The organism is Streptomyces misionensis, from assembly GCF_007896895.1.
Lineage (GTDB): Bacteria > Actinomycetota > Actinomycetes > Streptomycetales > Streptomycetaceae > Streptomyces > Streptomyces misionensis_A.
On sequence record NZ_VOGW01000031.1, the window covers coordinates 16,581 to 27,610 of the forward strand.

Annotated in this window: 9 protein-coding genes, 2 pseudogenes and 1 riboswitch; of the genes and pseudogenes, 10 read left to right on the plus strand and 1 reads right to left on the minus strand. The window is 70.0% G+C overall.

Annotated elements, in window-relative coordinates:
- Positions 1–63: 63 nt before the first annotated feature.
- The 10 genes and pseudogenes from FRZ03_RS05150 (at position 64) to FRZ03_RS05195 (ending at position 10,378) form a co-directional block, all read left to right on the plus strand.
- Entirely contained in the window at positions 64–672 is a 609-nt protein-coding gene (locus FRZ03_RS05150) for a CDP-alcohol phosphatidyltransferase family protein (protein WP_146463935.1), read from the plus strand.
- A gap of 114 nt (positions 673–786) precedes the next feature.
- Positions 787–3,282, plus strand: a complete 2,496-nt coding sequence (locus FRZ03_RS05155; protein ID WP_146463936.1) for a mannose-1-phosphate guanyltransferase — start codon at positions 787–789, stop codon at positions 3,280–3,282.
- Between the two features lie 176 nt (positions 3,283–3,458).
- A complete protein-coding gene (locus FRZ03_RS05160; RefSeq protein ID WP_261398568.1) occupies positions 3,459–4,394 on the plus strand; it encodes a DUF881 domain-containing protein in 936 nt (311 codons plus the stop codon).
- Complete coding sequence (locus FRZ03_RS05165) at positions 4,391–4,723, plus strand: small basic family protein (protein WP_003988855.1); 333 nt, start codon at positions 4,391–4,393, stop codon at positions 4,721–4,723. The genes FRZ03_RS05160 and FRZ03_RS05165 overlap by 4 nt, the downstream gene beginning before the upstream one ends.
- A 4-nt stretch (positions 4,724–4,727) precedes the next feature.
- Positions 4,728–5,636, plus strand: a complete 909-nt coding sequence (locus FRZ03_RS05170; protein ID WP_146463956.1) for a DUF881 domain-containing protein — start codon at positions 4,728–4,730, stop codon at positions 5,634–5,636.
- 190 nt (positions 5,637–5,826) lie between these two features.
- Positions 5,827–6,657 carry an FHA domain-containing protein gene (locus FRZ03_RS05175; protein WP_186785263.1) on the plus strand — a complete coding sequence of 277 codons (831 nt, stop codon included), beginning with the start codon at positions 5,827–5,829 and terminating at the stop codon, positions 6,655–6,657.
- A gap of 42 nt (positions 6,658–6,699) precedes the next feature.
- The gene (ftsR, locus tag FRZ03_RS05180) at positions 6,700–7,437 is read left to right on the plus strand and encodes a transcriptional regulator FtsR (RefSeq protein ID WP_146463939.1); all 738 of its coding nucleotides are present in this window, start codon (positions 6,700–6,702) and stop codon (positions 7,435–7,437) included.
- An 85-nt stretch (positions 7,438–7,522) separates the two neighbouring features.
- On the plus strand, positions 7,523–7,996 hold the full coding sequence (locus FRZ03_RS05185) for a bifunctional nuclease family protein (protein ID WP_070028357.1): 474 nt from the start codon (positions 7,523–7,525) through the stop codon (positions 7,994–7,996).
- Between the two features lie 260 nt (positions 7,997–8,256).
- Positions 8,257–8,901 (plus strand): MerR family transcriptional regulator, encoded by a 645-nt coding sequence (locus FRZ03_RS05190; protein ID WP_146463940.1) that lies wholly within the window; start codon positions 8,257–8,259, stop codon positions 8,899–8,901.
- A 54-nt stretch (positions 8,902–8,955) separates the two neighbouring features.
- Positions 8,956–10,378: pseudogene (locus tag FRZ03_RS05195) on the plus strand (DNA polymerase IV).
- A gap of 134 nt (positions 10,379–10,512) precedes the next feature.
- On the opposite strand, the pseudogene FRZ03_RS41125 reads toward FRZ03_RS05195, so the two are convergent.
- Positions 10,513–10,671, minus strand: a pseudogene (locus FRZ03_RS41125) (PRC-barrel domain-containing protein); the annotation flags it as partial.
- 118 nt (positions 10,672–10,789) lie between these two features.
- Positions 10,790–10,884, plus strand: a riboswitch (glycine riboswitch).
- Positions 10,885–11,030 lie beyond the last annotated feature (146 nt).

Sequence of the window (11,030 nt, forward strand, 5' to 3'; positions counted from 1 at the left end):
CTTTTTTGCGTTGGGGTAAAGTCAGGGAGCATCGTTGGCTCGTTTCCCACAGGAGGCCCCCGGGTGGAGGTCCAGGAGACCCGTGTCCAGACGGACCGGGTCCTCACCATCCCCAACATCCTCAGCATGGCGCGGCTCGTCGGCGTACCCCTGTTCCTGTGGTTGATCCTCAGGCCGGAGTTCGGCGGGCCCAAGAGCGATGGATGGGCTCTCCTCGTGCTGGCGCTCAGCGGAGTCAGCGACTACCTGGACGGCAAACTCGCCCGGCGCTGGAACCAGATCAGCAGCCTGGGCCGGCTCCTCGACCCGGCAGCCGACCGGCTCTACGTACTGTCCACGCTGGTCGGCCTCACCTGGCGGGAGATCCTCCCGCTCTGGCTGACCGCGCTGCTGCTGGCGCGGGAACTGATGCTCCTGGTGATGGTGGGAATCCTCCGCCGGCACGGGTACCCGCCGCCGCAGGTCAACTTCCTCGGGAAGGCCGCCACGTTCAACCTCATGTACGCCTTCCCGCTCCTGCTCCTCAGTGACGGAAGTGGTTGGATCGCGTCACTGGCCGCTGTTTTCGGATGGGCGTTCGCCGGATGGGGTACAACCCTCTATTGGTGGGCAGGAGTGCTCTACGTGGTGCAAGTCCGCCGATTGGTGCGTGCGGACACCATGGCCGATTGAGCTCGGCGATTGTCCTGACGTAACGCCTCGATGGCCCGCTGTGGAAAAGTGCGGGACAATCTGGACGGGTGAAGTCGGCTAGACCGTCGTCTCTTCAAGGAGGACGCTTCCGACATGAAGGCCGTCGTGATGGCCGGGGGCGAAGGCACGCGCCTGCGCCCCATGACCTCAAGCATGCCCAAGCCGCTCCTGCCCGTGGCGAACCGCCCGATCATGGAGCACGTGCTACGGCTGCTCAAAAGGCACGGGCTCACCGAGACCGTGGTCACCGTGCAGTTCCTTGCCTCGCTCGTCAAGAACTACTTCGGTGACGGCGAAGAGCTCGGGATGGAGCTCACCTACGCCAATGAGGAGAAGCCACTCGGTACCGCCGGAAGCGTCAAGAACGCCGAAGAGGCATTGAAGGACGATGCCTTCCTCGTCATCTCCGGTGACGCCCTGACCGACTTCGACCTCACTGAGCTGATCAATTTCCACAAGGAGAAGGGCGCGCTCGTCACGGTCTGCCTGACCCGGGTGCCCAACCCCCTCGAATTCGGCATCACCATCGTCGACGAGGAGGGCAAGGTCGAGCGCTTCCTGGAGAAGCCGACCTGGGGACAGGTCTTCTCCGACACCGTCAACACGGGCATCTACGTCATGGAGCCCGAGGTCTTCGACTACGTAGAACCCGATGTTCCGGTCGACTGGTCCGGCGATGTCTTCCCCCAGCTGATGAAGGAGGGCAAGCCGATCTACGGCTATGTGGCCGAGGGCTACTGGGAGGACGTCGGCACGCACGAGAGCTACGTCAAGGCCCAGGCCGACGTGCTCGAAGGCAAGGTCGATGTCGACATCGACGGCTTCGAGATCTCCCCGGGCGTGTGGGTGGCCGAGGGCGCCGAGGTGCACCCCGACGCCGTCCTGCGCGGGCCGCTGTACATCGGCGACTACGCGAAGGTCGAGTCCGGCGCCGAGATCCGCGAGCACACCGTGGTCGGCTCCAACGTCGTCGTCAAGAGCGGCGCCTTCCTGCACAGGGCAGTCGTCCACGACAACGTGTACGTCGGCCAGCACAGCAATCTCCGGGGCTGTGTCGTCGGCAAGAACACGGACATCATGCGGGCCGCCCGGATCGAGGACGGCGCCGTCATCGGGGACGAGTGCCTGATCGGTGAAGAATCGATCGTGCAGGGCAATGTCCGCGTCTACCCGTTCAAGACCATCGAGGCCGGCGCCTTCGTCAATACCTCGGTGATCTGGGAGTCCAGGGGCCAGGCGCACCTCTTCGGCGCCCGCGGGGTCTCCGGCATCCTGAACGTGGAGATCACGCCCGAGCTGGCCGTACGCCTCGCCGGTGCCTACGCGACCACGCTCAAGAAGGGCTCCACGGTCACCACCGCCCGCGACCACTCCCGCGGCGCCCGGGCGCTCAAGCGGGCGGTCATCTCCGCGCTCCAGGCCAGCGCGATCGACGTACGCGACCTCGAGAACGTGCCGCTGCCGGTGGCCCGGCAGCAGACCGCGCGGGGCAGCGCCGGCGGCATCATGATCCGTACCACGCCCGGTGTCCCGGACTCCGTCGACATCATGTTCTTCGACGGGCAGGGCGCCGACCTGTCGCAGGCCGGGCAGCGGAAGCTGGACCGGGTGTTCGCGCGCCAGGAGTACCGGCGGGCGTTCCCGGGCGAGATCGGCGACCTGTACTTCCCGTCCAGCGTCTTCGACTCGTACACCGGCTCCCTGCTGCGCAACGTCGACACCACCGGGATCGCCGAGTCCGGGCTGAAGGTCGTCGTGGACGCCTCCAACGGCAGCGCGGGCCTGGTGCTGCCCAGCCTGCTGGGCAAGCTCGGGGTGGACTCCCTGACCATCAACCCGGGTCTCGACGAGTCCCGGCCCACCGAGACCGCCGAGATGCGGCGCAGCGGCCTGGTACGCCTCGGGGAGATAGTCGCCTCCTCGGGTGCCGCGTTCGGCGTGCGCTTCGACCCCGTCGGCGAGCGACTGTCGCTCGTGGACGAGAAGGGCCGGATCATCGAGGACGACCGGGCGCTGCTGGTGATGCTGGACCTGGTCGCCGCGGAGCGGCGCAGCGGCCGGGTGGCGCTGCCCGTCACCACGACCCGGATCGCCGAGCAGGTGGCCGCGTACCACGGCACCCAGGTCGAGTGGACGACCACGTCGCCGGACGACCTCACGCGCGTCGGCGGCGCGGAGGGCACCATCTTCGGCGGTGACGGCAAGGGCGGGTTCATCGTCCCCGAGTTCGGCAGCGTGTTCGACGGCACGGCGGCCTTCGTCCGGCTGATCGGGCTCGTGGCGCGCACCCAGCTCACCCTGAGCCAGATCGACGCCCGGATCCCGCGGGCGCACGTCCTCAAGCGGGACCTGGCCACGCCGTGGGCCGTGAAGGGACTGGTGATGCGCCGGGTGGTCGAGGCGGCCGGGGACCGTTCCGTGGACACCACCGACGGGGTGCGGGTCGTGGAGACCGACGGGCGCTGGGTGATGGTGCTGCCCGACCCGGCCGAGGCCGTCACCCATCTGTGGGCGGAGGGACCCGACGACGCCTCCGCGCAGGCCCTCCTGGACGAGTGGTCGGCCGTCGTGGACAGCGCCGGACGGTGACGCCGGCAAGGGCCTGAGAAGGCTCTGACCTGGCCCTGACCGCGTGCCGTGCGGCGGGCGGGGCCGCAAAGGGTGCCGCACGCGTGCGTGCCGGACATGTGTCCCCAAGGGGGCCTGTCCGGCACGCCGGTGGGGCCATTCGGAGGTATCGCGCGCGACGTGCGACGATGTGCGGCATGCCGCAGCAACCCCCCGTTCGGAGCAGCCCCGCGCGGCCGCGCCGCCCGGACGCCTCCATGTCGTTGATCACCAACGTCATGGACCACAGCCTCGACGACGGCTACGCAGAGGCCGCCGCCCGGAAGAAGTCCCAGGGCGAGGGCGGCCTGCCGAAGACCCTCAGGGCGAAGCTGGGCCTCGCCGGCGGCCTGGTGCTCGCGGCGCTGGTCGTGACCGTCGGGGCGGCCCAGGCGCGCGTGGCGGCGCCCGTGGTGGCCAAGGAGCGCCAGGAGCTGATCGACCGCGTCGACAAGGAGACCGCGGACGCGGACAAGCTCCAGGGCAGCGTCGACAAACTCCGTGACGACGTCAGCGCGCGCCAGCGGGCCGCGCTGCGGTCGAGCGGCGGCAGCGCCGAGGCGGACCTGGTGGGCATGCTGTCGGGCGCCACCGAGGTGCACGGTCCGGGCGTCAAGCTGGTCGTGAACGACGCCAAGGAGGCCAGCTCCGGTGGTGACGGCTCCAACCCCAGGGAGACGGCGGGGTTCTCCGACACCGGCCGGGTGCGCGACCGTGACCTCCAGCGCGTCGTCAACGGGCTGTGGCAGGCCGGCGCCGAGGCCGTCTCCGTCAACGGGCAGCGGCTGACCGCCCTGTCGGCGATCCGGGCCGCCGGAGACGCGATACTGGTGGACAACAGGCCGCTGGTACCGCCGTACACCGTGCTGGCGGTGGGGGACGGGCCCCGGCTGAGCAGTGACTTCCAGAACGGTGCGGACGGCCTGTATCTGCATGCCCTGGAACAGAACTACGGCATCCGCGCGACCATCTCCACCCAGCGCGATGTCCGGCTGCCCGCGGCGCCGAGTGTGATCGTGCGCACGGCGAAGCCGGACACCGGGGACAGCGGCAAGACCGAGAACACCGACAAGACGAAGAAGGGCACATCGTGATCGCCGTACTGGGCCTCGTCGTGGGAGTCGTGGCCGGCCTGTTGGTCCGGCCCGAGGTTCCGGCGGTCGTCGAGCCTTACCTGCCGATCGCCGTCGTGGCGGCGCTCGACGCCGTCTTCGGTGGTCTGCGGGCCATGCTGGACGGCATCTTCGACGACAAGGTCTTCGTGGTGTCGTTCCTGTCGAACGTGGTCGTGGCGGCCCTGATCGTCTTCCTCGGCGACAAGTTGGGCGTGGGCGCGCAGCTGTCCACGGGTGTCGTGGTCGTCCTCGGCATCCGGATCTTCTCCAACGCCGCGGCGATCCGGCGGCATGTCTTCCGGGCGTGAGGCGATGAGCGACCAGTACGACCGCGAGGACGAGAACGGCCGCGGACGGCGCGGCGACCACGGGGAGCCCAACGGTCCCGAGGAACAGGGCGAGCGACCCCGGAGCCCGCTGCGCAAGGAGCTGCCGGCCGAGGTGCCCGCGCCGCCCCCCGGGGCCGGTCAGGCACCGGGCCCGCGCCCGGACGAGCCGCTGACCGGCCGTCAGCGGCTGGTCAAGGGACTGTGGCCGCCGCGCCTCACCCGGCCCCAACTCATAGTGGCGCTCCTGCTGTTCGGCCTCGGCTTCGGTCTGGCCGTCCAGGTGGCGTCCAACAGCGACACCGACAGCGCGCTGCGCGGCGCGCGCCAGGAAGATCTTGTCCGCATCCTCGATGAACTGGATTCGCGTACTCAGCGTCTTGAAGACGAGAGGCAGGGACTCGAGAAGCAGCGTCAGGAGCTCCAGAGCAGCTCCGACCAGGCCGCGGAGGCGCGCCGGCAGACCGCCGAGAAGGAGAGGCAACTCGGCATCCTGGCGGGCACCGTGGCGGCTCAGGGTCCCGGCATCACCATGACGATCGAGGACACGAAGGGGACGGTCCAGTCCGACATGCTGCTCGACGCGATCCAGGAGCTGCGCGCGGCCGGCGCGGAGGCGATCCAGGTCAACGGCGTCCGTGTGGTGGCGAACACCTACTTCGCGGACGCGGGCCGGAGCGTGAGCGTGGACGGGAACAAGATCAACGCCCCTTATCGTTTCAAGGTCATCGGCAAACCGCAGGACCTCGAGCCGGCGCTGAACATCCCGGGAGGCGTGGTGCAGACTCTGGAGAAGGAGCAGGCCACGGTCTCCGTCGCGCAGTCGGGCAAGATCGTCGTGGACGCCTTGCGGCAGGCGAAGCAGCCTGACTACGCTCGGTCGTCCTCCCAGTGAACCGGTGGTGCATGGGGGCCTTCCGGCAGGGGCATGAGGTTGCGGGGGGTCGGCGCACCGACGAGGTGGCGCGTGGTGGAAACTGTCTGGTGGGCACGGACGTTGTGAGGGTGTCCGGGTCGGCCGGTGTCGGCAATCAGGGTTCGTCCTGCCCCACGGGCGGGTCTGTTTCGGTCAAGGGGAATCGCCCGTGAAGTTGTTTGCGAAGTGGTTCGGCAAGAGCGCGCGAGAGGGCGGCGACAACGCGACCGCTCGTCATCGCGCACAGCCTGACGCACAGGGTCAGCGGCCGCTGTTCCGGGACCAGGTGGCTGGTCCGGGCGGTGACATTTCGGAAGGCCAGGGCGCGCGGTCAGTTGACCCTGCCCAGTCCGGCGGCATAGGTTTCGGGCAACCGTCAACCTCAAGTACGGGTGGAGACTTTGCTCCGGGCCCGTACGCGTCCAACGCCTCGGCAGGACAGCCGCGGCAGGAGGATCCGTCCATGTCGGCCCTGGTGTGTACGAGGTGCGGTAACCGCAACGCGGAGAACGCCCGCTTCTGTTCCAACTGCGGTGCGCCGCTGCGTCCCGGAGCCGTGCCCGAGCGCGCCTCCGAGACGACGTCCACGATCTCGATCTCCGGCCTCGAGGCGTACGACGCGGAGGCGACCGGCCAGACGCCGATCCCGATGCTGTCGCCGGAGGCGCAGGCCGCGGTGGAGGCGCTGCCGGCGGGCTCGGCCCTGCTGGTGGTGCGCCGTGGCCCGAACTCGGGCAGCCGCTTCCTGCTGGACGGCGACCTGACGACGGCCGGCCGTCACCCGCAGAGCGACATCTTCCTGGACGACGTGACCGTCTCGCGTCGCCACGTGGAGTTCCGCCGCTCTCCGGACGGCTCGTTCACCGTCGCCGACGTGGGCAGCCTGAACGGGACCTACGTCAACCGCGAGCCGATCGACCAGGTCGCCCTGCAGAGCGGTGACGAGGTGCAGATCGGCAAGTACCGGCTGGTGTTCTACGCGAGCCGGCAGGGCATCTGACCCGCCCCCGGACACGTTCCGGGGGTAACCCAGGGAAGGTCCATGCTTCAAACACCGAGCGGCGGTGCCGGAAGCGGTACCGCCGCCAGGGACAGTGGGCTGATGAGCATCGGCACGGTGCTGAACGTGCTGCGCGAGGAGTTCCCCGAAGTCACCATCTCCAAGATTCGTTTCCTGGAGGCGGAGGGGCTCATCGAGCCGCAGCGGACCCCTTCGGGGTACCGCAAGTTCAGCGCCGGTGACGTCGAGCGCCTCGGACACGTCCTGAGAATGCAGCGGGACCACTACCTGCCGCTCAAGGTGATCCGTGAGCACCTGGACGCCATGGAGCGGGGCGAGGCCGTCCCGCTGCCCGTCGTCGGGCGCCAGCGCGGCGGGGAGGACGCCCTGGAGGTGCTGGAGGGGCCCACGGTGGCCAGGGTCGGCCGGGCGGAGTTGCTGGCGGCCGCGGACATCGGCGAGGCCGAGCTGGCGGAGTGGGAGTCGTACGGGCTCCTGGTGCCGCTGGCGGACGGGTCGTACGACGCGGAGGCCGTCACCGTGGCGACCCTCGTCGCCGAGCTGGGGCGCTTCGGGATCGAGCCCCGCCATCTGCGGGTGATGAAGGCGGCCGCCGACCGGGAGGCCGGGCTGGTCGACCAGGTGGTGGCCCCGCTCAAGCGCCACCGCAACCCGCAGACCAGGGCGCTCGCCGAGGCCCGCACGAAGGAGCTGGCGGCGCTCACCATGAAGCTGCACGCATCCCTGGTGAAGGCCGCCCTCGGGCTGCGTCTGCCCTGATCCGGGGGTGTCCGAGGGGGCCGGATCGGGCTGCTGTGCCCGGCCCGACTACCCAAACGTCCCGGGCACGGCCTAGGGTTGCTGTGTGAACGAGCTCGATGTCGTAGGTGTCCGGGTCGAAATGCCCTCCAACCAACCGATCGTGCTCCTGCGCGAAGTGGGGGGCGACCGTTACCTCCCCATCTGGATCGGGCCGGGGGAGGCGACGGCGATCGCCTTCGCCCAGCAGGGCATGGCCCCGGCCAGGCCGCTGACCCATGACCTGTTCAAGGACGTGCTGGAGGCCCTCGGTCAGGAGCTGACCGAGGTACGCATCACCGACCTGCGGGAAGGTGTCTTCTACGCGGAGCTGGTCTTCGCCAGCGGAGTCGAGGTCAGCGCCCGCCCCTCCGATGCCATAGCGCTGGCCCTGCGCACCGGGACGCCGATCTACGGCAGTGACACGGTGCTGGACGACGCGGGCATCGCCATTCCGGACGAGCAGGAGGACGAGGTGGAGAAGTTCCGCGAGTTCCTCGACCAGATCTCGCCCGAGGACTTCGGCACCAGCAACCAGTGAGGGGTTCCGGGGCCGGGCGGCCGGGGCGATCCGGCGGCCGGTCCGGGGCCCGTCGCCGTCCGCTCCCGCGGCAATTGCCACCGGCGTTTGAGAGCGTCCTACGGGTCCCCGCGAGGGCATTCGGCTAGCCTTTCCCCGCGGTGGGACACGGGAAACCACTCCTTGGGTGATTATCACTCGGCGTGCCGAGTGTGGCGATCGTTGACGCACCCCTGGTGACTGCCTACCGTCGAGAAGGCAGGTCAAGGACGGAGGTCGGCGTGAGAACCAGCGGCGACGGTACGGCTGGGGGTGCTCCCGTGCGCGGTTTCGGGGAGAGCGGTCCGTACCCGGTTCACAGCAGCGCGGTGGATCACGCTCCGCAGCGGCCGACGGCGGTGCCGAGCGGCGGAGGGGCGGCGTCCATGACGTCCGAAGAGATCGGCTACCGGGGGCCCACGGCCTGTGCGGCGGCCGGCATCACCTATCGACAGCTCGACTACTGGGCGCGCACCGGCCTGGTCGAGCCGAGCGTGCGGCCCGCGTACGGGTCGGGCACGCAGCGTCTGTACAGCTTCCGGGACGTCGTCGTCCTGAAGATCGTCAAGCGGTTCCTGGACACCGGGGTCTCGCTGCAGAACATCCGCTCGGCGGTGCAGCACCTCAGGGAGCGCGGTTTCCGCGACCTGGAGCGGATGACGCTGATGAGCGACGGCGCCACCGTCTACGAGTGCGGCTCGCCGGACGAGGTCCACGCCCTGCTCCAGGGCGGCCAGGGCATCTTCGGGATCGCGGTCGGCGTGGTGTGGCGGGACGTGGAGAGCGCCCTGTCCCAGCTGCACGGCGAGCGCATCGACACCGGCGAGACGCTGGTCGGGCACAACCCGGCGGACGAACTGGCGCGGCGCCGCAACCGGGCGGTCTGACCGGCCCCTTGCGGCACATGGGCATTGTCAGTGCCGTGGTGCAGCATCGGAGATGTGAGAAACGCGCCCACGATCCTGCATCTCGACATGGATGCCTTCTACGCCTCGGTGGAGCAGGCGTCCAAGCCGAGCCTGCGCGGGAAGGCGGTCGTGGTGGGCGGGCTCGGGCCGCGCGGAGTGGTGGCCACCGCCTCCTACGAGGCACGGGTCTTCGGGGTGCACTCGGCGATGCCGATGGCGCAGGCGCGCCGGCTGGCGCCCAACGCCGCGTACCTGGTGCCGCGCTTCTCCCTCTACCGGGCGGTCAGCGACCAGGTGATGGCGCTGCTGCGGGAGCTGTCGCCGCTGGTGGAACCGCTGAGCCTGGACGAGGCGTTCGTGGACCTGGCGGCCGGGGGGACGGCGTGGGACGCGGAGTCGGCGCGGCAGACCGGCCTCAGACTGCGCGAGGACATCCGCGCGGCCACCGGGCTCGCCGGATCGGTGGGGCTCGCCGCCTCCAAGATGCTCGCGAAGATCGCGTCCGAGGAGGCCAAGCCGGACGGCCTGGTGCTCATCGAGCCGGGCACCGAGCGGGCGCTGCTGGGGCCCATGCCGGTGCGCACCCTGCCGGGGGTGGGTCCGGCCACCGGGGACCATCTGCGGCGGGCCGGGATCACCACGGTCGAGGAGCTGGCCGAGGCGGGCGAGGCCGAACTCGTACGGCTGCTCGGCAAGGCGCACGGACAGGCCCTGTACGCCATGGCCCTGGCCCGGGACGAGCGGCCGGTGGTGGCCGAGCGGGAGGCCAAGTCGGTGTCGGTCGAGGACACCTACGACGTGGACATCCACGACCGGCCGCGGATCGGGTTCGAGGTGCGGCGGCTCGCCGACCGCTGTGTGCGGCGGCTGCGCGAGGCGGGCCTGTCCGGGCGGACGATCGTCCTGAAGGTGCGGCGGTACGACTTCTCGACGCTGACCCGCTCCGAGACGCTGCGGGGCCCCACGGACGATCCGGAGGTCGTGCGGGAGGCCGCCGGACGGCTGCTGGACTCCGTGGACACCACGGGCGGGGTGCGACTGCTCGGTGTGGGCGTCTCCGGGCTCGCCGACTACACCCAGGAGGACCTGTTCGCGCAGGCGGCGAAGCCCTCGCGGGAGGAGTCGCCCGAGGAGCCGGTGGCCGAGTCGGCGGCGGCGCCCGAGCCCGCCGCACCGCACTGGCGGGCCGGCCAGGACGTACGGCATGACGAGTTCGGCCACGGGTGGGTGCAGGGCAGCGGCGTGGGCCGGGTGACGGTGCGGTTCGAGACCCCGCAGTCGGGCCCCGGCCGGGTGCGGACCTTTCTCGTCACCGACCCCGCGCTGCGGCCGGCCGATCCCTTGCCCCTGGTGCCGGTGCCCGCCGGGCAGCCGGGGTCAGGTCTCCTCTGAGCCGGCCAGTTTGCCGAAGTCGTGGTCCGGGGCCGCCGTCGGCGGGGGCACGTCCAGGCCGTAGTGGTGGTAGAGCTGGAGTTCCTGTTCGGGGGAGAGGTGGCGGCCCACGCCGAAGTCGGGGGCGTCCTTGATCAGGGACCGGTCGAAGGGGACGTGCAGGGTGCCGTCGACGAGTTCGCTGGGTTCCAGGGGGACGAAGGCGTCCCGGGAGAAGAGGCCGGTGCGTATGGCCGCCCACTCGGGCACGCCGGTCGCATCGTCCAGATACACCTCGTCGATCGTGCCGATCTTCGTGCCGGTGCGGTCGAACGCCTTGCGGCCGATCAGGTTGCGTGGATCGATGTCGGTCTGCACGGTCCCTCTCCCTTCACTGGTCGCAACTCATCCGTAAGCACTACGAAAGAGCACTTTCACCGCGGCGGCCACTTGAGGAACCGGCCGTTGACCTCGCTGGTAGGCTGATTGCGGCTGCTGACCCCGTGCGGGAGAGTCCTCCGACCACCTCGGAGGCGCCGAAGGAGCAAATCCTCCCCGGAATCTCTCAGGCTCACGTACCGCACGGACGAGGTCACTCTGGAAAGCAGGGCGGGTGTCGACGGCTTCCGCTCTCACCGACGGTGAAAGCCGGCGCCCTGGGCGTCCGGTGAAGCTCTCAGGTCGAGATGACAGAGGGGGAGGCCGTTGGGGCACCCGCGCCGTGGTGCCCTTCGAAG

What these genes read in the sequence shown, in the direction of transcription:
- FRZ03_RS05170 (WP_146463956.1), top strand. Translation starts at nt 4,728, where the DNA reads ATGAGCGACCAGTACGACCGCGAGGACGAGAACGGCCGCGGACGGCGC.
- ftsR (WP_146463939.1), top strand. Translation starts at nt 6,700, where the DNA reads ATGCTTCAAACACCGAGCGGCGGTGCCGGAAGCGGTACCGCCGCCAGG.
- FRZ03_RS05155 (WP_146463936.1), top strand. Translation starts at nt 787, where the DNA reads ATGAAGGCCGTCGTGATGGCCGGGGGCGAAGGCACGCGCCTGCGCCCC.
- FRZ03_RS05160 (WP_261398568.1), top strand. Translation starts at nt 3,459, where the DNA reads ATGCCGCAGCAACCCCCCGTTCGGAGCAGCCCCGCGCGGCCGCGCCGC.